16 protein-coding genes and 1 pseudogene are annotated in these 24270 nt (G+C 69.4%); 11 read left to right on the plus strand and 6 right to left on the minus strand.

The genetic code is table 11. From position 1 onward, the window contains the following. Window positions 1-41: 41 nt before the first annotated feature. The 3 genes from OHS70_RS36815 (at window position 42) to OHS70_RS36825 (ending at window position 3718) form a co-directional block, all read left to right on the plus strand. Window positions 42-1223: an FAD-dependent monooxygenase gene (locus OHS70_RS36815; protein WP_328404911.1), complete on the plus strand. Its 1182-nt coding sequence runs from the start codon at window positions 42-44 to the stop codon at window positions 1221-1223. Beyond that, window positions 1223-2761, plus strand: a complete 1539-nt coding sequence (locus OHS70_RS36820) for a hypothetical protein (protein WP_328404913.1) — start codon at window positions 1223-1225, stop codon at window positions 2759-2761. Before OHS70_RS36815 ends, OHS70_RS36820 begins: the two co-directional genes overlap by 1 nt. Window positions 2762-3178: 417 nt before the next feature. Continuing rightward, on the plus strand, window positions 3179-3718 hold the full coding sequence (locus tag OHS70_RS36825) for a GNAT family N-acetyltransferase (RefSeq protein ID WP_328404915.1): 540 nt from the start codon (window positions 3179-3181) through the stop codon (window positions 3716-3718). 21 nt (window positions 3719-3739) lie between these two features. Here OHS70_RS36825 and OHS70_RS36830 read toward each other — a convergent pair whose 3' ends face one another. Next, entirely contained in the window at window positions 3740-4756 is a 1017-nt protein-coding gene (locus tag OHS70_RS36830; protein ID WP_328404917.1) for an IS630 family transposase, read from the minus strand. 729 nt (window positions 4757-5485) lie between these two features. On the opposite strand from OHS70_RS36830, the gene OHS70_RS36835 reads away from it, so the two are divergent. Beyond that, on the plus strand, window positions 5486-6145 hold the full coding sequence (locus OHS70_RS36835) for a lysophospholipid acyltransferase family protein (protein ID WP_328404919.1): 660 nt from the start codon (window positions 5486-5488) through the stop codon (window positions 6143-6145). A 564-nt stretch (window positions 6146-6709) separates the two neighbouring features. On the opposite strand, the gene OHS70_RS36840 is transcribed toward OHS70_RS36835, so the two are convergent. Both OHS70_RS36840 and OHS70_RS36845 read right to left on the minus strand, forming a co-directional pair. Continuing rightward, the gene (locus tag OHS70_RS36840; protein ID WP_328404921.1) at window positions 6710-8056 is read right to left on the minus strand and encodes a DUF6777 domain-containing protein; all 1347 of its coding nucleotides are present in this window, start codon (window positions 8054-8056) and stop codon (window positions 6710-6712) included. A gap of 834 nt (window positions 8057-8890) precedes the next feature. Continuing rightward, window positions 8891-11323 carry a SpoIIE family protein phosphatase gene (locus OHS70_RS36845; RefSeq protein WP_328404923.1) on the minus strand — a complete coding sequence of 811 codons (2433 nt, stop codon included), beginning with the start codon at window positions 11321-11323 and terminating at the stop codon, window positions 8891-8893. A gap of 504 nt (window positions 11324-11827) precedes the next feature. Between OHS70_RS36845 and OHS70_RS36850 the strand changes: the two genes are divergently transcribed. Further along, window positions 11828-12058, plus strand: a complete 231-nt coding sequence (locus OHS70_RS36850; protein ID WP_328404925.1) for a response regulator transcription factor — start codon at window positions 11828-11830, stop codon at window positions 12056-12058. A gap of 77 nt (window positions 12059-12135) precedes the next feature. Here the strand turns inward: OHS70_RS36850 and OHS70_RS36855 are convergent, their stop codons facing one another. Both OHS70_RS36855 and sbnA read right to left on the minus strand, forming a co-directional pair. Continuing rightward, window positions 12136-12522 carry an MMPL family transporter gene (locus OHS70_RS36855; RefSeq protein WP_328406163.1) on the minus strand — a complete coding sequence of 129 codons (387 nt, stop codon included), beginning with the start codon at window positions 12520-12522 and terminating at the stop codon, window positions 12136-12138. 1232 nt (window positions 12523-13754) lie between these two features. Beyond that, window positions 13755-14741, minus strand: a complete 987-nt coding sequence (sbnA, locus tag OHS70_RS36860) for a 2,3-diaminopropionate biosynthesis protein SbnA (protein WP_328404927.1) — start codon at window positions 14739-14741, stop codon at window positions 13755-13757. Window positions 14742-15341: 600 nt separating this feature from the next. On the opposite strand from sbnA, the gene OHS70_RS36865 reads away from it, so the two are divergent. The 6 genes from OHS70_RS36865 (at window position 15342) to OHS70_RS36890 (ending at window position 23339) form a co-directional block, all read left to right on the plus strand. Beyond that, window positions 15342-17960 carry a Pls/PosA family non-ribosomal peptide synthetase gene (locus OHS70_RS36865; RefSeq protein ID WP_443062706.1) on the plus strand — a complete coding sequence of 873 codons (2619 nt, stop codon included), beginning with the start codon at window positions 15342-15344 and terminating at the stop codon, window positions 17958-17960. 39 nt (window positions 17961-17999) lie between these two features. Then, window positions 18000-20501: a non-ribosomal peptide synthetase gene (locus OHS70_RS36870; RefSeq protein WP_328404929.1), complete on the plus strand. Its 2502-nt coding sequence runs from the start codon at window positions 18000-18002 to the stop codon at window positions 20499-20501. Window positions 20502-20535: 34 nt separating this feature from the next. Then, window positions 20536-21540 (plus strand): TauD/TfdA family dioxygenase, encoded by a 1005-nt coding sequence (locus tag OHS70_RS36875; RefSeq protein ID WP_328404931.1) that lies wholly within the window; start codon window positions 20536-20538, stop codon window positions 21538-21540. Window positions 21541-21572: 32 nt separating this feature from the next. Continuing rightward, a complete protein-coding gene (sbnB, locus tag OHS70_RS36880; RefSeq protein WP_328404933.1) occupies window positions 21573-22607 on the plus strand; it encodes a 2,3-diaminopropionate biosynthesis protein SbnB in 1035 nt (344 codons plus the stop codon). Continuing rightward, entirely contained in the window at window positions 22604-22747 is a 144-nt protein-coding gene (locus OHS70_RS36885; RefSeq protein WP_328404935.1) for a hypothetical protein, read from the plus strand. The genes sbnB and OHS70_RS36885 overlap by 4 nt, the downstream gene beginning before the upstream one ends. Window positions 22748-22973: 226 nt before the next feature. Then, complete coding sequence (locus tag OHS70_RS36890) at window positions 22974-23339, plus strand: PH domain-containing protein (RefSeq protein ID WP_328404937.1); 366 nt, start codon at window positions 22974-22976, stop codon at window positions 23337-23339. A 26-nt stretch (window positions 23340-23365) separates the two neighbouring features. On the opposite strand, the pseudogene OHS70_RS36895 reads toward OHS70_RS36890, so the two are convergent. Then, window positions 23366-24052, minus strand: a pseudogene (locus tag OHS70_RS36895) (zinc-binding dehydrogenase); the annotation flags it as partial. Window positions 24053-24270 lie beyond the last annotated feature (218 nt).

Here is a 24270-nt window from a genome sequence, read left to right on the forward strand (position 1 = left end):
CTTGACCGGGGGCGGCGCCCCCGAACCCAGAGCGAGGACCCATGCCGCAGCGCGCCGCGACCATCGTCGGCGGTGGGATCGGCGGCCTCGCGGCGGCCATCGCTCTGCACCGCCGGGGCTGGCGCGTCGAGGTGCTGGAACGGGCCCCGGAGTTCACCGAGATCGGCGCCGGCATCTCCCTGTGGCCGAACGCGCTGCACGCGCTCGAGGCGCTCGGCCTGGCCGGCGCCGTCCGGTCACTCGGCGCCGTCGAGGCAGCAGGCGGCGTACGCGACCGCCGGGGCCGCTGGCTGTCCCGTACGGACAACGCGGAGCTGGCGCGCCGCTTCGGCCATCCCCTGGTCGTCCTGCACCGCGCGGACCTGTTGCGGGCGCTCACCGAGGCGCTGCCCGCCGGCAGCCTGCGGTCGGGCAGCGAGGTGTCCGCGGTCCGCGACGACAGCCACGGCCCGGTCGTCGTTCACCGTGGAGGCGAGTCCCGGCCCGACCTCGTGGTCGGCGCCGACGGGCTGCGCAGTGCGGTCCGCCACGCTCTGTGGCCGGACACGGCCGGCCCCCGCTACGCCGGTTACACGGCTTGGCGCATGGTCACGGAGCCCCTCGCCGAGCAGCCCTCCGAGGGCGCGGCGACCTGGGGCCGGGGAGCGAGGTTCGGCTACACGGCGCTGCCGGACGGGCGGATGTACTGCTTCGCGACCGCGTCGCTGCCGGCGGGAGCAGCCTCAGGCTCGTCCGAGTACGCCGAACTGCTGCGCCGGTTCGGGTCCTGGCCGGATCCCATCCCCGCCCTGCTGGCCGCTGTCCCGGCGGACGCGGTGCTCCGGCACGACCTGTACGACCTGCCGCCGCTGCCCTCCTTCGTCCGCGGCCGGGTCGCGCTGCTGGGCGACGCGGCCCATGCCATGACCCCCAATCTGGGTCAGGGCGCGTGCCAAGCGCTGGAGGACGCGGTCACCCTCGCCCACTGCCTCGACGGCACCCCGGACATGGCCGCCGCGCTCCGCTCGTACGACCTGCTGCGCCGCCCGCGGACCCGGGCCATCACGCGCCGCTCCGCCCGGCTCGGCGCAGTCGGCCAGCTGTCGTGGCCGCCCGCGGTACTGCTGCGCGACACGGCCGCCCGGCTGACGCCGACGCGGGCGACGCTGCGTTCCATGACGCCGGTGCTCGGCTGGACCGCGCCCGCTGACCCCGTGACCGTGACGGAGAACGAGAGCCGCTGATGCCGGACTGGACGTACCACCCGCTGCGCGGCGCGGCCGCTGCCGTCCTTGGCCGGCACCGTTCGCAGCGCACCGCACTGCGGCTGCTGGCCTCGATCGGCTCCCGTCCCGCCGGCGCTCGGCTGATCGCCCGGGCGTTCGGCCACCGTCATCCGCCGGAGCGGCTCGCCGGTGAGATCGCCGGCGTGCCCGTGACCGTCCGCCTCGGCATATCCGTCCCGCCCTCGCTCGCCCGCGAAGCGGTACGCGCCCTGGCCCCGCTCGGGGCTGGTGTCGTCGAGGTGGTGCCCGTCTCGGCGGCCGACGCGGAGACCGTACGCGAGGCTGCTGCCGACCGCTCGATCCCGATGGTCGTCCGCGCCTGCGACCCGGAGACCGAGGCCGCCCTCAAGCCCCATGTCGACGGCTTCACCAACGGTGACGACCCGCGCGTGATCCATGTGTCCGACCCGTCGGTCACCGCCGCGGCCGCCGCTCTCGAGGAGCCAGGAGCCGTGGTGCTCGCCCGGCCCGGGGTGCTCGTCGAGGCCGGACCCGGCTGGTTCGCACGCGTCACGGAGGCAGCCACGCCCACCGCACCCGCTCCGGTGCTACAGGACGTCGGCCGCGATCCCCGCCGCTGGCCCGCCTGGTGGTGGGCGCTGCTCGTCGGGCTCGGTATGACGGGCGCCGGACTCGGCGCCGCGGCGATCACGCTCGGGCCGGTGCTGCTCTGGTACGACCGCGACTACCTCGGGATGACGCTGCACGAACTGCATGCCGCCAACCACCACCTCGTGCACTTCCTCCAGCACGACCGGATCACCATGGCGGGCACGATGGTGGCGATCGGCGCCCTCTACACCGGTCTGGCCGTGGGCGGGATCAGACGCGGCTGGCCCTGGGCCCGCGAGGTGTATCTGCTCTCCGGGGCGATCGGCTTCCCCACCCTGTTCTACTTCCTGGCCACCGGCTTCGTGGAACCCCTGCACACGGCCACCACCATCGTGCTGTTCCCCATGTTCGTGGCCGCGGTCCGTCGGACCCCGTACGCCCCGCGGTGGCGCCTGGCGCCCGAGGGGCCGGAGCCGGAGCGCCGGCGAGCGTTGGTCGGGCAGCTGCTGCTGATCGTCACGGGAGCGGGGCTGTTCGCCGGCGGTGCGGTGATCTCGGTGGTCGGTCTGACCGGTGTCTTCGTGCCGACCGACCTGGCCTTCCTGGGAACCAGCGCGCAGGCGCTGGAAGCCGTGAACCCCCGGCTCGTGCCCTTCGTCGCCCACGACCGCGCGGGGTTCGGAGGCGCCCTGATGGCCGCCGCGGTGGCGATCACTCTGCTCAGCGTGTGGGGTTGGCGCCGGGGTGAGGCCTGGGTGTTCTGGACCCTGGCCGCGGCGGCGGCCGCAGGCTTCCTCCCGGCTGTCGTGGTTCACGGCGCGATCCATTACACGGACTTCATCCACCTCGCGCCGGTCTACTTCGGCATCGCCCTGAGCGGTACCGGCCTGCTGCTCGCGCGTCCGTACCTCTGCGCCAAGGCGTCGGCGAGGCCGAAGGACTGACGGGCCGCCCGAGCGAGCGCTCCGCGATGAGTGCATGGACGACTTGGATGGCCCCGATACACCGGGCTGGGGCTACATGCGGTTGGCCCTCTCCGCGGTATCCCCGGCCGGCGGTCGAGCAGGTTGTCCAGCCACTGCAGTTGCGCAGACGCCAGGCGACCTCCTGGCGACCGAGGAACCGTCCCCGGCCGAGCTGCTGCCCGCGATCCGTAAGCGGCTGCTCACGGGCCGCGGTTGAGCACCGAGGAGGCTGCGGAGGTCATCCGGCGCTGCTAGTGCTCTGACCGGGAAGGTTCGCCGGGTCGGTGGTCGCTTCGTCAGTCTTGGAGCCAGCCGTGCATTCTCCTTTTGAGTGGCGGTAGCAGTCCCGAAGAAAATGGATTGCCTTGGGGGCAGCGCTCACGTTGGCTGGGCAGCATGGCTGAACTGCGTACCGATCGCCTCGTGCTCCGTCGATGGCAAGACTCCGACCTTGAACCATGGGCGGCGATGAATGCTGATCCCGAGGTTCGGGAGCACTTGGGCGACCTACTCACCCGTGAACAGAGCGATGCCTCCGTGGCGCAGTTCCAGGCCGAGTTCGACCAGCGAGGCTACGGATGGTGGGCAGTTCAATTGCAGACCACGGGCGAGTTCATCGGCTTCGCGGGCTTGGACCAGGTGGATGATGGCATGCCGTTCACGGGGGTAGAGATCGGTTGGAGGCTCGCTCGCTCGGCCTGGGGCCAGGGTTACGCCACCGAGGCCGCCCTGGCTGGCCTGGCCTTCGGCTTCGAAACGCTTGAACTCCCCGAGATCCTTGCAGTGACGACTGCTACCAACCTCCGTTCCCAAGCAGTGATGCACCGGATCGGCATGACCCGCAACCCGGCTGACGATTTCGACGACCCCACCGCGCCCGAAGGGCCACTGCGTCCGAACGTGCTGTACCGAATCGCGCGTGGTGTGAGGGTCTGACGCTCTCGGCTCGGTCGCTTGTCAGGCTGTGGCGGGGAGCGGGCGTCCGCCCCCGCGGATGCCCTTCTCGCTGCGGATGCGGGCGCGTTCGCGACGCTGCGCCGCGAGGACGTCGGGGTGGCGGGCGTTGGTGTTGCGCCAGCGCAGGTAGGCATGCAGGGCCCGGGTCTGCACGCGGTGGTTGCGGTGGTTGGAGTTGGCGATCGTGAACTGCCGCAGTGGCCCGAAATGGGCTTCGATTGGGTTGGCCCAGGAGGCGTAGGTCGGGGTGAAGCACAGCTCGACGCGGTTCTTCTTCGCCCAGCCACGGATCTTGTCGCCCTTGTGGGCGGACAGGTGGTCCAGGATGACGTAGATCGGGGCGCCGTCCGGACGCGCGGCCCGGATCGACCTCAGTGCGGCCAGGGTGTTCACCGCACCCTTCTTGCGGCGGTTGACGCCCCACTGCCGGTCGTCGCCGACGGAATAGCAGCCGTGGAAGTACCGCACCCCGTGGGTGCGGTGGTAGGTCGCGGGATGGCGCTCGGGTTGACCGATGGGAGCCCAGCCAGCCCCGGCGGTGGGGCGAATGCCGAGCGGCCCGAACTCGTCGAACGCGAACACGCGGTCCGGGAAGGGTTCCAGCACCTCCTCGATGCGGCCCAGCTTGGCGTCGCGCTCGGGTCGGGCGACTCCTTCCAGGTCTTGGTGCGTTGGAAGGTGACGCCGCGGCGGGCGAGCAGGCACCGTAATGCCTCGCGGCCGACCCGGATCACTCGGCCGTGCACTTTCCGCAGGTAGGCGGCGAGTTTGCGGATGGACCAGCGGGTGAAGGGCCGGGCCGAGCTTGGTCGGGCGGGTAGTGGCCATCTGGACGACGAAGTCCTCGTCGTCAGGACTGAGCAGGCGGGGACGGCCTCCCGCCCAGCGAGGGTCCAGGCAAGCCAGGCCGATCTCGTTGAACCGGTGGATCACGTCGCGGACGGTGTCCTCGTCGGCCTGGACCAGCTTCGCGATCACCGGGACCCTGTTTCCACCGGCCGAGGCCAGCAGCATCATCGTGCGCCGGTACAAACCCGCGCGGGCCGCGGCAGCCCGTGAGGCTGCTCGGAAGGGTTCAGCGCCTGCACCGCGCTCGCCAGGCTGTCGACGACGGTCTCGTCATAGACGATCGATCCCTCGCGCAGCCAGCTACGGAACTGCTCGCCGAACTCCGCAGCCCGGTCCGGGTGGTATCCCAGGGTGAAACCACGCAGGTTCGGATGCTTGCCCAGGACGCTCAGGAGATCGTCGGGGCCGTCGCCCGGTGGGCCGCGCAGCGATGCGCCTGTGCACGTTCATGACCGCGTGTTCACTACGGTCTGGTCTCTGCCTGGAGAGTCAGCGATTGCGCAGGGTCCGCCGACACAGCGACTGCGCATCACCCCCCGGGTTCCGGCGGTTCCGCAGGACTTAGCACGTATGAAGACGCGGGCCCTACATCATGCGCAAGGCGTGCCAGGACCTGGCTGGTGTGGAGCCGTGGGTGTGCGCTCGGGTCGATGCCCGTCCGCTCAAGGCCTCGCCCTGAAGGACTGGATCCAGTGCGAGTCGACGACGATCCCCGGAAACACGAAATGGCCCCCGCGTCCGAAGACGACGAGGCAGGCGTGTGGGCGGGGAGTGAACTGAATCGGACCGAGCACCTGGTCACGGCACCACAGAGAAGTGAGTACGCGGACTCAGGACCTCAGGCTCCCCTCGGCGCGAGGATGAAGATCGCCTCGCCGCCCCGACCCCAGGAGTCCCGTGCTCAGTCGCATCGCCGCCGACTTCGTCGCCTCCGTAGGCCGCCTGACGACGTCTGCTGAACTGACCACCGTCCCAGCCACCGGCATCCTCGTCGCCAACCACACGTCCCTGGCGGATCCGGCTATCGTGCTCGCCGCCTTGCGTCGTATGGACGTCGAACCGGTCATCCTGGCCACCGCCGGTCTGTGGCGCATCCCTGTCCTGCGGTATCTCCTGGACCGCGAAGGCCATGTTCCCGTCCACCGCGGCACCACCCACGCAGCCCACGCCCTGGACAAGGCTGCGGCAGCACTCGACGCCGGGCGCCTGGTGCTCATCTACGGCGAAGGGCGCCTGCCTCGTCGCAGGGACGCCGCCGAGGCCGCTCCCGACTCATTTCGCAGCGGTCCTGCACGCCTCGCTGCCGCCTCCGGCGCCCCCATCATTCCGATCGGCCAGGCGGGAGCCCGCCGGGTCACCTCCGGCAGCCCTGCCAAGCAGGTCGCAGGGCTCCTCACGGCCCACATCCGTCGTCCCCGCCTGCATGTGCACGTCGGCGCTCCGATCGAGCTGCCTTCGGGAACAGCCGCCGCGACCGCGGCCGCCCATCATGCAGTCACCGCTGCCTGGCGAACCGCTGCGCAGCGCCTGGGTGAGCCTGCAGCGCTTGCGGCCTGATCAAACCAAGCGGTTCGGCACTAGATGCAATACCGGTGATTTAGATCGGCGCCTTCATCGGCGACGCGGCCCTGACCGGCGATCCCCTGTGGGGGGTGGGGTGCGGGTGGGCTCTGCAGTCCGCGCAATGGTTGGCAGAGGCGGTTGCGTCGGCCGCAACCGGTCCGGGCGACCTCAACAGGTCGCTCGTGGTGTACGCACGCAGACACCGGCGCCGACTGCGCGGACACCAGTACCTGGCTGTCGACTTCGCCAAGGCCCGTCCGTTCAATCCCTTGGAGCGGCTGATGTATTCGGCGGCAGCGCGCGATGAGTCGGTGGCGCGGCACATGCATCTGTTTGCATCCCGCCTGATCGGTCCAATGCGTTTCTTGAACCCTGTGGCACTGGCCAAGGCTTCGGCCGTCGACATCAAGCATCGCGGGGCGGCTGTGCCACCCGCGCACCTGTCACACACGGGGTCATGACCGGCGCCCCTCCCACTCCACCCGCTCGCGGAAGATTCCACAGAAAGGAATACTGAACCGCCTGGCCTGCTGCAGCCGAGTGCAGGTGGGAGCGGCTTCAGCTTTGCGGCGAATACGGGCCGGGCGGCTCAACCGGCGCCGGTGGTTGGTCCTGGTCCTTGGGCTGGTCCTTGTCCTTCTTCGTGTCGTCGTCCTTGGGCTGGTCTTTCGGCTGGTCCTTGTCCTTCTTCGTGTCGTCGTCCTTGGGCTGGTCTTTCGGCTGGTCCTTGTCCTTCTTCGTGTCGTCGTCCTTGGGCTGGTCTTTCGGCTGGTCCTTGTCCTTCTTCGTGTCGTCGTCCTTGGGCTGGTCTTTCGGCTGGTCCTTGTCCTTCTTCGTGTCGTCGTCCTTGGGCTGGTCTTTCGGCTGGTCCTTGTCCTTCTTCGTGTCGTCGTCCTTGGGCTGGTCTTTCGGCTGGTCCTTGTCCTTCTTCGTGTCGTCGTCCTTGGGCTGGTCTTTCGGCTGGTCCTTGTCCTTCTTCGTGTCGTCGTCCTTGGGCTGGTCTTTCGGCTGGTCCTTGTCCTTCTTCGTGTCGTCGTCCTTGGGCTGGTCTTTCGGCTGGTCCTTGTCCCTCTTCGTGTCGTCGTCCTTCGGCTGGTGGTCCTTCTCCGGAAACTCCTCTTTCTTGTCGTGGTGCTCCTCTGGCGATGCAGGAGGGGGCAGGACAGGGAACGGCGTTTCGGCAGGCTGGCCCTTCGGGGTGGGAACCTCTTCGTCACTCTTGCCCAAGAGGTCGCCGCTCGGGCGCTGGAACCAGCCCTTGCGCTCCTGGTCGAACATCGTCACGGCCTTCATGGGCTTCTCGGTAGGTGTGACCACAACGAGGTTGGAGGGCTGGAACGACGACCACTGCCTGCCGGTGTATTTCTGCTTGCCCTCGCCGGCGACGGGCGGAGTCAGAGGGTTGCCGCATGCGCAGCGGACACGCGGAACGCCGCGGTTGTCGATGAGGACGGCCGTGCCGGCCTGCAGGATGGCCTGATAGCTGGTGGCCGCGCCGCTCTTGTACCCGTGGTTCGTAACGCGCGTGTCCCAGACAAGCCGAGTCGGCGTCAGAGACCCCATGTACTGGGGGATTTCGGACTGCCGGATGTTGAGGGCGCCGGCGAAGGCCTGCGCTTTGTCGCTGTTCTGCGTGAGGAACTTGACCTGCTTCTCGACGTCACAGCTCGCGACGTTCCGCGTACCGCCGTACAGTCCCGGGTGGGAACCATTGACGACGAGGGTGCCTGTGCCGCCCTCCGCACCGGCCGATGACGTACTTGCGGACGAGGCCGCGGCATCCTTGTCCTGGATGCTGGTCGACGGGGTGAACGGATCAGGGCCGGCCGCGGAGGCGGTCTGGAGGAAGATCTCCCCACCGCCCTTCTTCCCGCTGGGGAGGGTGACCGTGAGGATCATCGCCATCGCGGCACCGACGACCACAGTGCCGGCACTCAGCAAAGTTCTCCGTGTCCGCCATCGGGGCGACAGTCCTCCGCGGCGCCGACCTGGCTCATCCGGTCCGCCGGGCGGACCCGTGGACCCCGGTGGAGGCGGTGGCCCGGCTGGGGGCGGTGGCCCGGCCGGCGGCAGAGGGAGCTGCTGCTCACCGCCGGACAGCGGGCCGGAGGGAGGGCCGGTGGGGCGTTCGGACGAAGGAGGCAGGGAACTCACGGCACTCTCCTCAACCGCATAAATATTGCGGAGATAGAAACCATTCTCATTCGCCTTCCTAAGGCCAATTATCGCTCCATGTCCGGGAGGCGCGGATCATGAGGCCACCGGCTTTGTCGAAGCCCGCCTCTCGAGTAAGCCCGAGCCTTGTCATCGCGTCACGCCACTACCTTTCGGGACTTGACAGAGACAGCGTCCTCATGGAGGAAAGGGGCCGCTGACTCCGGGCCTCTTGACGTCGCCATGAAGTATCGCGCCGCCTGACGGCGTCCATTGCCGCGTGCCATGGCTTCCTGGGTGGCGTAATCCGGTCGGGACCCGCCCGGCACGATGACCATTCTGTCGATGCCTTTCGCCCGCTCGTGAAGCTCGCCTCACGGTCGACCACTCAAGATCCGCATGGCTGTGGCTCGGGGTGCATTCCTGCGAGCTGTCCGATCGTCTCCAGTTCGTAGCCACGCAGAGACGCCGCCTGGGCACGACGGATCCCGTAATGGGCTTCTACGGGCTCCGGCGTCCCTTTGGGTGGAGGTGGTGGTCCTTTTGCGGGGTAGGCCCGGCAACGCGATGGGGCCTGGACGGTTCTCAGTTCCCGGAAAGGGACTGCTCGGACCAGACTGTTTTGCCGATCTCGGAATGCCGGATGCCCCAGCGGTGGGCGAGCTGGGCGACCAGCAGCAGGCCTCGCCCTCCTTCGTCGAAGGTCCGGGCGCGCCGCATGTGCGGGGATGTATTGCTCGAGTCGAAGACCTCGCAGATCAGGGTGCTGTCCGCGTGGATGAGCCGTAGCTGGATGGGCGGCTGGCCGTAGCGGATGGCATTGGTGACCAGTTCGCTGACCGTCAGTTCGGTGATGAAGGCGGCGTCGTCCAGTCCCCAGATCGTCAGCTGGTCGGTGACGTTCTTGCGGGCCTGGGCGACGATGGCCGGGTCGGAGGCCAGGTCCCAGGCGGCGACCCGGTCGGCGTGCAGGGCCCGGGTGCGGGCGATGAGCAGGGCGATGTCGTCGTCGGGGCGGTGCGTCAGCATGGCCGCGAGAACTCTGTCGCAGACCGTGTCCAGGGTCTGGGCGGGGTGGGCGAGGGCCTGGAACATCTTGTCCAGGGCTTCGTCGATGTCGTGGTCGCGGGCTTCGAGCAGACCGTCGGTGTAGAGGGCGAGGAGGCTGCCCTCAGGCAGTTCGGTCTCGAAGGCTTCGAACGGCAGGCCGCCCAGGCCCAGCGGCGGGCCGGCCGGGACATCGAGGAAGCGAACGGCGCCGTCCGGTGTGACCACGGCGGGCGGGGGGTGGCCGGCCCGGGCGAAGGTGCAGCGCCGGGAGACCGGGTCGTAGACCGCGTACAGGCAGGTGGTGCCGATGCCTCCGGCGGTTTCGGCGGCGCCTTCCGTGCCGCCCTCGTCGGCGGACAGATGGATGACGAGGTCGTCGAGGTGGGTGAGCAGCTCGTCGGGCGGGAGGTCGACGTCGGCGAGGGTGCGCACCGCGGTGCGCAGCCGGCCCATGGTGGCGGAGGCGCGCATGCCGTGGCCGACCACATCGCCCACGACGAGAGCCACCCGCGCGCCGGACAGCCCGATCACGTCGAACCAGTCGCCGCCCACACCGGCTTGGGTAGTGGAGGGCAGGTAGCGGGAGGCGATCTCGAGTGCCGCCTGATCGGGCAGCGCATGGGGGAGCAGGCTGCGCTGCAGGGTCATGGTGGTGGTGCGCCCCCGGGTGGACCGGCTGGCGTTGTGGATGCTGACGGCCGCCTTGGCCGTGAGCTCCTCGGCCAGCCACAGGTCGTCCGATCCGAAGGGCTCTTGCCGCTGGTGACGGCTGAAGAAGGCCACGCCGAGCGTGATGCCGCGGGCACGCATCGGCACCACCATCACCGAGTGTGGCCCCACGTCGCGGATCCATGCGGCCTGGGGGTCCTGGGCCGCCCACCGGGCGATGGCGGGGTCGCTCCCCTCGTAAAGGGCGCCATGTCCTTGGGCCACGCACTGGGCCACAGGTGACAGCGCCGGGTAGAGGGTCTTTCCTCCCGCCGCGAGCCAGGACGCGGGGCTGTCCTCAAGGACCGACCGCACAGCGGTACGGGCCATGGTTATGGGCCCTGCCGACGGGACGGGGGGCGGCCTGTCGCCGTGCTGGGGGGCATCCAGCAGGTCGACGGCGGCGAAGTCCGCGAGCTGGGGGACGGCGACGTCGGCCAGTTCCTGCGCGGTGCGCCGGATGTCCGAGGTGGTGCCGATGCGGGCGTCGGCGTCGTTCAGCAGGAGCATCCGCTGCCGGGCGAGGTTCTCCCCGGACCTGGAGTGCGCCGTCAGGCACACGGCGAGCACCCGGCCGCCGGAGTCTTTCAGCGGGGCGAGGGAGGTCGACCAGCCGCGCTCCGCGCTGACACCCGTGGGCCCGATGTAGGCCTCCACGTGCTGCTGCTCGCCGCTCTCCAGTGCCAGGCGCATCCTCGTCTCGGCCTCCTGGCTCACGGGATGCGGCGCGATTTCCGGCAGGCGCAGCCCGCGCATCTGGCCCTCGGTGAAAGAAAGCGCACGCTCCATGCCGGCGTTGGCCCGCAACAGCCGCAGGTCCGCATCGAAGACCGCCAGGATGCCGGGGAACTGGCGAAACACCCATTCACTCAGCGCCTCGCCCCCGGGCGTGCGCGCCTCGCCCGCCACGGCCGACACCACGAGCCACTCGGTGACCGAGCCGGGCGATGTCCGGCGGTGCGCGAGCAGTCCCCGCTGAAGCCGGTGGCCGTCCCGGTGCCGCAGCGCCACGGTGCCGCTCCACCTCTCCCGCCCGGCCGTATCCGGCCGCGCACTCTCGCCGACGTCATCGGCGAGCAGCCGGGCAGCGGCCTGCCCCACGACCTCCGAGTGCACGTAGCCGAGCAGCCGCCGGGCACCTTCGCTCCACTCCGTCACGATGCCCTGCTCATTGATGGTGGCCGTGGCCGTGTATGCCGACTCGGGGGAGGCGTCCGACTCGTTCGGCCGCTCACCAGAAGGGGTGGGAAGTCGCTCCATCGCCGCTCATCTCGCCGTTCGGGAACCTGCACGGCCGGGGCCCTCCTGACAAGCATGATCCTGAGGGGCACGGAGCACCAACGCAGCGCTGTCACGGGCTCCCTGCCCCGGCCCCCGCTGCCGGCAAGGCCACAGGAGGCGGTCGGCGGCTCACAAGCCGGCCCGGCAGCGGGCATGCAGTGCGCCTGCGGCCCCGGCGGCGATCAGGCGCCCGCGCCGAACCCCGGCCTCCCTGCGCGAAAGAGCTGTGTGTCCCCTGGGGAGGCCCACGGGAGCTGTCCGGGGCGGCAGATCATCTCCGTGGCCCTACGGCTCTTTGCTGCCATCGCGCTGCGGCGCGCGGGTGGACGTGCCCTGTGACACGTCTGTGACAGGTGGGGGACACCGTCATGAAGTCACCCCGGCAGGCTTTTTGGAAACGGACAAAAGGCAGCAATCAGGCATATATCTTCTTTCTGGGCTTGTGAGCTGTGATGACCGTGCCGATCCGTCGGAGGAAATCCCATGAGCCTCACACTCACCACGCCGTACGCCGAAGCCCCCGCATCTGCGCTGGCTCCGCGTGAGAAGGAGACACTGCGACATATCGCCGCAGGGCGCACCTACATGCAAACGGCCCGCCACATGGGGCTCTCCAAGCACACGGTCGACGCCTATCTGCGCCGTATCCGAGCCAAGCTGAACATCAACAGCACGGCCGAACTCACCCGACTGGCCATCTCCCTGGGACTGTGACGCCCACCCACCCGAGCGGGAGACCGCCAGGAAGGCGATCCGGCGCCCCTGCACACGCCGCGTTGCACCGCGGCTGCTCACCGGCCCGGGCCGAGTTCCCCACCTCGGCCCGGACCGGTGAGCAGCGGTACGCCAGGGCGGTGGCACCGCTTTCGGACCGCGAAGGTCCGGGGGGATTTCGGCGGGAACACCAGCAGCGTCGCCGGCACGGCACAGATCGTCAGAGCACTGAAGACGATCGTGCGGCCCGCGGTGCGCACGGTGCGCATGGCGGCGTGACGCGGACCGTCCCCCTCGGCGATCTCCTCACGCAACCGCGAGACGATCAGCAGCCCGTAGCCGATACCCAGACCCAGGCCGAGCGCCGTGGTCAGGCTCAGCGCGAACAGCGGCACACCGGTGGCACCGCCGAGAACGCCCGGCACCAGCAGCGTCCCGGCGATGACCAGGACCCCGATCAGCAGGGCATCAGCGCGGCCACACGCCGCCGAACGCCGGCACCTGCAGGATCATTGTCTCGGGCAGCACCAGGGCCTCGGCCCGCTTCAGGTCGGAGACCGAGAGGTCCTGGATCCCGGCATCGGTGAGCCGGCCCGCCCACGTGCACCTTCAGGGGCACCTTCGCGTCCGCAGCCGACCGGGCGGACGGTCGGCAGCGGACGAGCCGGGAGTCGCCGGCGCCTCACGCGCCCGCTTGACCCGCGGACCGGGCTGCTCGCCATCGCCGTCCATAGGCGCGAGCAACACGGCCGCGCGGCCACGCCCGGCTGCGCAACCGGGCCGCACCCGTCCTGTACGAGGTCACGGCGCACATGTGTGGCTGCGCTCTGAGGCGCCTTGGCCAGGTTCTCGCCCGCGCCCCGGGAAGCGGCGTCGTCAACAAAGCCACCCCGCACCTGCCCGCCCGACGACGACCAGGTTCGGCAACGCTCCGAAGCGCTCGCCCGTCACGTGGGCCGCGAAGCTGAGTTGGAACGAGGACAGTCGTGCCCCTGCGTCTTCAGTCGGCCACTCGCTCCCGCACCGAGCACCACGGACAGCATGAGGAGAACGAGCGCCGCGAGGAGGACGAGTCGGGGACGACGGGTCGCAGCCTCTCCTGTCCAGCGGAACATTCGAGCCTCCGGCTCGTCGGCGTTTCGCTCCTGCGGCCGCAGCGGGCGGGCGATCGCCACCGTGCCCGGTGTGTGCGCGAGGCAGCGGTCCCGGCTCACCGTCTCTTGACGAGAGGCCGGGAAGTACGTACTTCGGCCCCGCGGGTGGCCGCGCGGCAGACCCGGTACGACCAAGGCACGGCCAGGGCAACACCGGCCCGCGCCCCGGCGACGTCTCCTGCCGCTGCCGGACGACATCGGTGGGCAGAACGGCAGGCGCGCATGCCGACATGCGACCCGCTGTTGCCTCTGCGGGCGCCGCGTGCGCGCGGTTCTCCGGCGGCAGGACGTTCAACGGGACAAACGGCGCAGGAACCCGGTGTGTACCGCGAGGGCGCACAGTCGGTGCCCTCCCCACCGCCGCACAGGGCGGGACAAGCCGTCACCGAAGTGGCGCATCAAGGCCGGTGAATGGGCGCAGGCGGCGCCTCCGGCGGCCGAAGAGGCCCGCGGCCGCGCGTAGGCCGGTGAGGACCAGGGCCCGCACATCCACGCGAAGGGCAAGTGCGAAGGCTTCACCGTGCGCGGGTCTCAGCAACGGGTCAGGCTGCCTGGGATGCGGTGGCCAGGGTCCGGGGGACCAGGGCGTCCTCGCCGTACAGGTCCTGCACCCAGTTGGTCTGGTAGATGGTCTCCAGATACCGCTCACCCAGATCCGGGGCGATGGCCACCGCGGTCAGTTCCCGTCCCTCCTCCCGGGCCAGCCAGTCCATCGCGCCGCTGACCACCGTGCCGGTGGAACCCCCGAACACGAACCCACGCCTGGCCAGCTGGTGACAGGCCCGGATGGTGTCGGCCTCCGCCACGCACACCACATCGTCGACATAGGACTCGTCCAGCAGCGGCGGACGCCTGCTGGTGCCAAGGCCCGGAATCATCCGCCGGCCCGCGGCGCCCCCGAAGGTCACGGAGCCCACGCTGTCGACGGCCACGATGCGCACCGGCCGGTGCCACTCGCGGAAGTAGCGCGCGCAGCCCATCAGGGTCCCGGTTGTGCCGGCCCCGACGAACAGCACATCCAGGTCCGGGAACTGCCGGGCGATGGCCGGGGCGGTCCTGCGGTAGTGGGCCATGCCGTTGCTGGGGTTGGTGTACTGGTTGAGCCACACGTAGCGGTCGTCGGAGGCGCACAGGGCGCGGACGTGGTCGATGCGCGCGCCGAGGAAGCCGCCGGCCGGGTCGGGCTCGGTGATGATGTGGACCTGGCCGCCCAGAGCCTCGATCATCATCCTGGTCGACAGGTTGCAGCGGGAGTCGGTCACGCACAGGAACTGGTAGCCCTTGCTGGCTGCGATCATGCTCAGGGCCACGCCCAGGTTGCCCGAGGACGACTCGACCAGGACCGAGTCGGGGGTCAGCAGGCCGTCGCGTTCGGCGGCCTCGACCATCTCGGTGGCGGCCTTGAGTTTGATCGAGCCGGCGAAATTGAAGCCCTCGCACTTGAGAAACAGTGACTTCCCGAAGATTCCCTCAAGGTCCACGTAGAGGTCGTCCTCGTTGAAGGCCTGGGGAACGGATATGACGGGCATGGTCGTCTCCTCGGCTGGGGCGAAGTGTCTCCCGGCCGCTGATCCGTCGCGGTGCGGCCCGGGGAGGGATTTCGGCGGCGAGTTGCGACTCGCCGGAACACCTCCAGTACGCCCGAATGGGAGCAGCCTTGTCATGCCACCGAAATTCGGGACTTGACACGCCCCCTGTTCGCACATATAGGGCCGTTGCCGTGTCCGGGGGCGGGGCTGAGCCGACCACCGGCACCAGGGTCATCCGCAGCTTCCGGGCCTGGCCACAACCGTGTCCCGCCCCTTCCTGCCCCATCGGGGTATCTGCTCCCCGCCCGGAAAACGCTGGGCCGGACGGGGCGGTCAACGCAATTCCCGGGCGATTTCCCCGCGGATTGAACGGGCGCCTGTGATACGCGGTCGTAGGCCGGGCGACGCGCACAGAAAGCAAGGGAACCCAGGGCGATGACCGGCACAGCGATCGGGCTATCAAGACCGGTGTGTTGCGTCAAGCCCCGAAATTCAGGGGCAGGACAGGAACTCCCCGGCCGGGCCTACTGGAGAGGCGGGCATCACGAATCCGTCCGCGACCGGCCGACCGGCCGACCGAAACGTCTTCAAGGAGTTCACGTGCCAGGGAAATCTGCCGAGGTCTTGACGGCCGATCCGGCTGACACTTCGACCCACCAGGACGGCGGGGCGGCCTGCCCGGCGACCGGAACCGAGAGGCTTCTGGCCGAGGTGCTGGCCGGCGTCGTGCGCGTCGAGCAGGTGCCGGCGGACAGCCACTTCTTCAACGACCTGGGCGCCGATTCCTTGGTGATGGCCCAGTTCTGCGCCCGAGTCAGGAAGCGGGCGGACCTGCCGACGGTGTCGATGAAGGACATCTACCGGCACCCCACCATCCGGAGCCTGGCCACCGCGCTCGCCGAGGCGGCGCCCATCCCCGTCCCCTCCCCGGCCCCGGCACCGGCGCAGACACCGACCGACGTCGGGGCACCGACCGGGACGGCGGCGCGGGCCGAGGTGCCGGCATCGGCCGCCACACGGCGCTACATCGTCTGCGGAACGCTGCAGTTCCTGATCTTCCTGGGCTATTCCTGCCTCGCCGCCTTCGGCGCCGTCGCAGGCTACGAGTGGATCTCCGGCGGCTCCGGCCTGCTCGACTCCTACCTGCGCTCGGTCCTGGCCGCCGGTGCGGGCTTCCTGGGCCTGTGCGCCCTGCCCATCCTGGCCAAGTGGACGCTCATCGGGCGCTGGAAGGCCCAGGAAATCCCTGTGTGGAGCATGGGCTACCTGCGCTTCTGGGTCGTCAAGACCCTGATCCGCACCAGCCCCCTGCGCCTGTTCGCCGGCTCGCCGCTCTACGTGCTCTACCTGAGGGCACTGGGCGCGCGGATAGGGAAAGGCGTCACGTTCCTCTCCCGCACGATCCCGGTCTGCACCGACCTGCTCACCATCAAGGAGGGCACGCTCGTCTGCAAGGACGTGCTCATCTCCGGCTATCGCGCCCACGCCGGCCTGATCCAGACCGGCCCGGTCACCCTCGGCAGCAACGTGCTCGTCAGCGAGCACACAGTCATCGACATCGAGACCTCGATGGGCGACGGGTCCCAGCTGGGCCACGCCTCCTCCCTGCACACCGGCCAGGTGGTGCCTGCCGGCGAACGCCGGCACGGCTCGCCGGCGCAGCCGACCGAGGTGGACTACCGGAGGGTCGCCCCCGCCGACTGCTCCACCTCCAAAAGGGCCGTCTACTGCGTTCTGCAACTGCTGAACATCCTGGTGGTGTACCTGCCGCTGGCGCTGGGCGGCGCGAGCGTACTGCTCGCCGAGATCCCGCAGCTGCATGCGCTCGTGAACCCGGAGCAGGCCCCCTTCACCAGCGCGGCGTTCTACGCCGATGCGCTGGCCGCCTCCCTGGTCGTCTTCTTCGGCTCCATGCTCGTCGGCCTCCTCGTCGTGAGCACCGTGCCGCGCCTGCTCAACCGGGCCATCAAGCCCGGCAAGGTCTATCCCCTGTACGGCTTCCACTACGGCATCCACCGGGCGATCGCACTGCTGACCAACAGGAAGTTCTTCACCACCCTCTTCGGCGACAGCTCTGGCATCGTGCACTACCTGCGCTACCTCGGATACGACCTGTCCCGCGTCGAGCAGACCGGGTCGAACTTCGGCACGATCGTCAAGCACGAGAGTCCGTACCTGAGCTCTGTGGGAAGCAAGACGATGGTCGCCGACGGGCTGTCCATCATGAACGCCGACTTCTCCAGCACGTCCTTCCGCGTGTCCCGCACCTCGATCGGGCCCCGCAACTTCCTCGGGAACAACATCGCCTACCCCTCGCAGGGCAGGACCGGCGACAACTGCCTGCTCGCGACGAAGGTCATGGTCCCCATCGACGGACCGGTGCGAGAGGGCGTGGGCCTGCTGGGCTCACCCAGCTTCGAGATCCCGCGCACGGTGATGCGTGACAACCAGTTCAGCCACCTTGAGACCGGCGACGAGCTGCGCCGCCGGCTGGGCGCCAAGAACAAGCACAATGCCACCACCGCCGGCCTGTTTCTGCTGGTGCGGTGGACCCATGTCTTCGTGATCACTCTCCTCACGATGGCCGCAGTCCACCTCCAGCCCGCGATCGGTGCTCCGGCGTTCGCGCTGGCCAGTGTCCTCACCCTCGCGTTCACGGTCGTTCACTTCGCGCTGTTCGAACGGGCCGTCACGGGATTCAAGCCCCAGAAGCCGCTGTACTGCTCGATCTACGAGCCCTCCTTCTGGCGGCATGAGCGCTTCTGGAAGATGGCTTCGAGCAACTACCTCCAGATCTTCAACGGCACCCCGTTCAAGAACACGGTCTGGCGGCTGCTGGGCGCCCGGATCGGCAAGCGGGTCTTCGACGACGGCTGCTCACTGGTGGAGCGCACCCTCGTCACCATCGGCGACGACAGCACGCTGAACGCCAACACCGTGATCCAGTGCCACTCGCAGGAGGACGGCGCCTTCAAGTCCGACCGCAGCGCCCTCGGCGCCCGCAGCACCCTCGGGGTCGGCGCCTTCGTCCACTACGGCGTGACGATCGGCGACGGCGTCCTGCTCGCCCCCGACTCCTTCCTCATGAAGGGCGAGGAGATCCCCCCGAACGCCCAGTGGGGAGGCAACCCGGCCCGGGAAATGCCGGACAGCAAGACCCGCCTTGAGACCCGCCATGGACACAACCCCGCCCACGCCGCCCCGGCACGCGGCAACTGACACCGCGACACCGGCAACAAGCAAAGGAAAACGAGCCCGATGGCAACGCAACCGAGGCGCAGGGAGATGGACCGGGAGTACTGGCGCGGCGTACTGAAAGCCGGCGGTTTCACCCCCGCCCCGCGCTTCACCCCCCACCCGGTGACCGGAGTGGGCCAGTACGAGACACCGGCCCCCGACCACACCGTGACCGGGCTGCTCCGGCTGGCGGGCGAGCTGGCGGTGCCGCTCAGTTCGGTCCTTCTGGCCGCGCACGCCAAGGTGATCGCGGCACTGTCCGGCGAACAGGAGATCACCACCGGCTACACCACTGAGGGCGGCACCCTGCTGCCGTGCCGGCTGACCACCGCACCCGCCTCGTGGCGCCAACTGCTGCACCACACCCACCAGGCCGTCGCGGAACTGCTGGCACACCAGGACGTCCCGGCGAAGGACATCGACGCCCTGAGGCGCGAACTGGGCCTGACCGGGCCGTCGTTCGAGACCGTCTTCGATCCCACCGGCGCCGGCGGCGACCTCACCGGGGAGACCGCACTGCGGGTGGACATCGTTCACCACGACGGCCGGCTCGTACTTCGGCTGCGCTACCGCACCGAGATGCTCGACGCCGGCAGCGCCGCCCGTATCGCCGGCTATCACCTGACCGCGCTCGCGCTGATCGCCGCCGACCCCGATGCCGAACACGCACGTCAGAGCCTGCTGTCCGACCAAGAGCTGCGGTTCCAGCTCGAGCAACTGGCCGGACCGGTCCGCAAGTTGCCGAGTGCGCGGGTGCATGAGCTGTTCGAGGACCGGGTGCGGATGCATCCGGATGCTGTCGCCGCCGTGCACGCCGAGAGGCAGTGGACCTATGCGGAGCTCAACGCCCGGGCAAACACACTGGCCCGCGCCCTGCTCGCGCGGGGCCTCGGCCGCGAGGACGTCGTCGCGGTGGTGACCGAACGCAACCTCAACTGGCTGGCCGCCGTCATCGCGGTCTTCAAAGCCGGAGGTGTCTACCTCCCCATCGAGCCGCACTTCCCGGCCGAACGCATCGCTGCCACCCTCTCCCGCGCCCAATGCACCCTGGTGCTCACCGAACCCGGCAGCACCACCACCCTCGACCAGGCACTCGACTCTCTGCCCGCAGTCGAGAGGCTCTTCGTCGAGGCGGCCTACGAAGAAGACCACTCCGCCGATGATCCCGGCATCCACGTCACGCCCGACCAGCTCGCCTACATCTACTTCACCTCCGGCTCCACTGGCGCGCCGAAGGGCGCGATGTGTGAACACGCAGGCATGCTCAACCACCTCTACGCCAAGATCGACGACCTCAAGGTCGGCGAGGGACAGGTGGTGGCCCAGACCGCGCCGCAGTGCTTCGACATCTCCCTGTGGCAACTTCTCTGTGCGCTGCTGGTCGGCGGACGGACCCTGCTGGTTGAACAGGACGCCATCCTCGACGCCCCCCGCTTCCTCGACACCATCACCGACGGCAAGGTCAACGTCCTGCAGGTCGTGCCCTCCTACCTCGAAGCCCTCCTGACCGAGCTCGAACAGCGCCCCCGCACGCTGCCCGGCCTGCGGTACGTGTCGGTCACCGGCGAGGCGCTGAAGAAGGAACTCGCCGAGCGCTGGTTCACCGCCCAGCCCCAGATCCAGCTGGTCAACGCCTACGGGCTCACCGAGACCTCCGACGACACCAACCACGACGTCATGGACCGGGCGCCGGAGCACATCCTGCTCGGCCGCCCGGTGAACAACGTGCACATCTACGTCGTCGACGAACACCTCACACCGGTGCCACTGGGTGCCCCGGGTGTGATCGCGTTCTCCGGAGTCTGTGTCGGCCGCGGTTACATCAACGACCCCGAACGCACACAGGCGGCCTACCTGGCCGATCCGCACCGCGAAGGCATGCGGCTCTACCTCGGCGGCGACTACGGCCGCTGGCACCCTTCGGGGAAGCTGGAGTTCCTCGGCCGCCGCGACGCCCAGGTCAAGATCCGCGGGTTCCGGATCGAGATCGGCGAGATCGAAAACACCCTGCTGCGCCTCCCCGGCATCCGCGACGGCGCGGTGGTGGTGGCCGAACGCGCCGACCGGAGCAAGCACCTCGTCGCCTTCTACTGCGGCCCCGAGCCCCTCGACACCCAGGCCCTTACCGACCGGCTCGCCGCGTCGCTGCCCGCCTACATGGTCCCCTCCGCCTTCCACTGGAGCGAAAGCCTGCCGCTGACCGCCAACAGCAAGATCGACAAGAAGGCACTGGTGGCGCTCGCCGCGGAACTCGGCACCACCGAGGACGACCACGAGCCGCCGGCCACACCGACCGAGCAGCGGCTGGCGGCCGCCTGGGGACACGTCCTCGGCGTCCCACCGGAGAGCATCGGACGCCGCGACCACTTCTTCGACCGCGGCGGCACCTCCCTCTCGGCGGTGAAGCTCGCCATCGCCATGGACCGCGCCGTGACCCTGGGGGACGTCACCGCACATCCGGTGCTCACCGACCTCGCCGCCCTGGTCGACAACGGACCCAGCGCCACGCAACCGGACCACTGACCACCTTCTGAACCACATCGAAAGGAAAAGCACCATGCCGTATCCGATGCCGGCGTCCCTGCTCGAGGCGGACCTGCACCCCGGCAAACCCCCGATCCTGCACACCGTCACCCCCGACGACGCGCCGGCCTGGGCGGCCGAACACCACCACGCGCTGCGCACCCTCGTCACCGAACACGGCGCACTCCTCATCCGCGGCCTGCACCTGCGCGACGCGGAACAGGCCGGCGCCGTCCTCCACCACCTGGCCCCGGCCCCGATGACCGACAGGGAAGCCTTCGCGTCCCGCCAGACCTACACCCCGGGCGTGTACTCCTCCTCGGCATGGCCGCCGAACCAGCAGATGTGCATGCACCACGAACTCAGCTACGCCCTCCGGCCCCCCGGCCTGATGCTGTTCGCCTGCCTGACCGCCACCACCGCCGGCGGAGCCACTGCCATCGCCGACGCCTCCACCGTCCTTCAAGCACTGCCCACCGAGCTGGTCCGCCGCTTCGAACAGGAAGGCTGGCTGCTCACCCGCACCTACAACGACGAGATCGGTATCTCCTACGCCGAGGCCTTCGGCACCGACGACCGCACCGCCATCGAGGACTACTGCCGCACCCACGCCATCGACTTCGCATGGCAGAGCGACGGCAGCCTGAGCACCCGCCAGCGCCGCCCCGCCGTGACGGCCCACCCGGTCACCGGCCGCCGCTGCTGGTTCAACCAGATCGCCTTCCTCAACGAGTGGACGATCGAACCCGAAATCCGCGAGTACCTCATCGACATCCACGGCCCCGACCAACTGCCGTTCAACACCCGCTTCGGCGAAGGCGACCCGATCGGCGAGGACATCATCCGGCTCCTGAGCGACACCTACACCGCCCACACCACCCGCGAACCATGGCAGCCAGGCGACCTCATGCTCGTGGACAACCTGCGCACCGCCCACAGCAGGGAGGCCTACGAGGGACCCCGCGAAGTACTCGTTGCCATGGCCGAGCCGCTGCACCTGACCGACTGCACGCCGACCCCCGAAGTGAGCCCCCGATGACCGCCCAGCGCCCTCCCGCCACGCAGCCCCCCATGCCTCAGCCGCCCACCGTGCCACCGTTCGCAGTGATCTCCGGCGCCCAGGTCCAGCACGCCCTCAAGGACCGGGAAAAGCAGATCGTGGACCTCATCGAGGCCACCTACCGGCTGCACGCCGCCGGAGAGTCGGTCAACCCCCCCTCCTACTTCCTGCGCTTCCCCGACCGTCCCTCCTCCCGGATCATCGCCCTGCCCGCCTCGATCGGCGGCCAGGTGCGCGTCGACGGCGTCAAATGGATCTCCAGCTTCCCCGGCAACGTCCAGGCCGGCATCCCGCGCGCCTCGGCCGTGCTCATCCTCAACGACCACGACACCGGCTACCCCTTCGCCTGCCTGGAAAGCTCCATCATCAGCGCCACCAGAACCGCCGCATCCGCGGCACTGGCCGCCGACCACCTCACCCGCAACCGGCAACGCCCCACCCGCATCGGGTTCTTCGGCACGGGCCTGATCGCCCGCTACATCCACACCTTCCTGACGGCCGTGGGCTGGTCCTTCGACGAGACGGGCGTCCACGACCTGTCCGCCGACAGTGCCGCCGGCTTCCGCGACTACGTCCAGCAGACCGGCGCCGGCGGGCAGATCACCGTGTACGACGGCGCCGAGGAGCTCATCCGCTCCAGCGACCTCGTCGTCTTCGCCACCATCGCGGGCGAGCCACACATCAGCGACCCGGCATGGTTCGACCACAACCCCCTTGTCCTGCACGTCTCCCTGCGCGACCTCGCGCCCGAGATCATCCTCGCCTCGACCAACATCGTCGACGACGTCGAACACTGCCTCAAAGCCAACACCTCACCGCACCTCGCCGAACAGCTCACCGGCAACCGCGACTTCCTGAACGGCACACTCGCCGACGTCATGAGCCGACGAGTGACACCCCCCACCGACCGGCCACTGGTGTTCTCACCCTTCGGCCTCGGAGTACTCGACCTCGCCGTCGGCAAATTCGTCCACGACGAGACGGTCCGCTCCGGGCAGCTCCACGTCATCGAGGACTTCTTCCACGACCTGAGCCGGCACGGATGACCGGCCCACAGCACCCTGCCGCGGAGGAGGACGCCAACGGGCTGTCGTATCCGCTGCCGAAGGCCGGAAGCAGGGTGCTCGGCGGCTGGGACAGGCATCGACGCTGCCCCTTGTGGTCGGCGTGGACCACCGCCCTGTAGATCAGCCGTCCGGGACCGGAGGTGCAGGGTTCGGTGAAGCCGGGGCGCCGTTCTGGTCCACCGCGCCAGGACGGTCGCCCGCGGCGCGGGTGGAGTTGTGCGGGCAGGTCCGGGACGAGCAGAGACACGCGAGAGCGGCATGAGGTATGAACTCATGAGGCTGCCGTGCGGCGGGCGGCCGATATACAGTTCGAAGATCGTATGACTCGACAAGTGGGGGGCTGTCATGGGGCTGTTCGGGAACGCGCACACCGTAGACCCGGTTTCGGCGCAGCAGGAGTACGCACGGCTGCTGGGCCAGGGCGAGCAGGTCCACGCCGCGTACCAGCTGATACGCGACGTCGTCATGTTCACCGACCGCCGGCTGATCCTCATCGACAAGCAGGGGATCACCGGCAAGAAGGTGGAGTACCACTCCGTCCCGTACCGGAGCATCACGCATTTCGCGGTGGAGACCGCCGGCACCTTCGACCTCGACGCCGAGCTCAAGCTCTGGATCTCCGGCAGCGCCACGCCGATCCAGAAGACCTTCACCAAAGGCGTCGACATCTACGAGGTGCAGGCGATCCTGACGCAGTTCGTGGCCAGATAGTCGCCGGCATGCGGGCAGCTCGCCGGTCAGGGCGGGCTGCACCGCAGGAGTGCCTTGATGGCGTGCCACTCGACCATGGCCTGTTGCGCCTCGGAGGCCATGTCGAGGGGAGGTCGAGGTCGAGGACCTTGCCGGGGTTGATCTGGCGGTTCCGGATCAGGTGGATCAGCTGCGGCGGGGCCGTCGTGCAGGTGGACGTGGGAGAAGAACAGCTCCTGGCCGTCGAGGGCGACGCCGACGCAGCCGACGTGCCCCCGGGCGGGTGGAGCCGATGGCCCGGAGCATCGACTTCTGGGTGCCGACGGACTCGATGACGGAGCGGGCGCCGAGTCCGCCGATGAGTTCCTTGATCTTGGCGATGCCCCGCCGCCGAGCTCGGTGACGGTGTCGGTGGCGCCGAACTCGCGGGCGAGCTTCTGCCACGGCTCGTGGCGGCTCATCTTGATGATCCGCTCGGTGGCGGGCACCACGAGCAGGCCGACCACGCCGTCACCGACGACGGCGACCGTCTTGCCGGGCCCGGCCTGCGCGGCGAACGCGCCGAACCAGCCGGTGCCCAGCACGTCGGAGGCGGCGAGGAAGCTCGGGATCGGATCATCGGCGGGCACACCGGGCGTGGCGACGAGCGTGCAGTCGGCCGGCGGGACCCGCAGCAGCCCAGCCCGAGCGCCGCCCACGAGCTCCTGGTGGACACACGAGAACCGATTGCCGGCCCCCAGATCTCGCACGGGGTGCCCGGACCGTCACGGGGTCAAGGGCGACGACCGGCACGTCCCCGACGTGCACGCAGCGTGTCGACCGTGATGTCAGCCGCGGGCGCGCCGGGCCCGCGCACGGACCTGGTGGCCCCTGTCCCTCCGGGCCGGAACCCGGCCGGGGACTGCCACCGCAAAGCAAGGAAACCGCCGTTTCCGGCCGGCAGGGAGTTCTT

It is taken from the genome of Streptomyces sp. NBC_00390, from assembly GCF_036057275.1.
GTDB lineage: Bacteria > Actinomycetota > Actinomycetes > Streptomycetales > Streptomycetaceae > Streptomyces.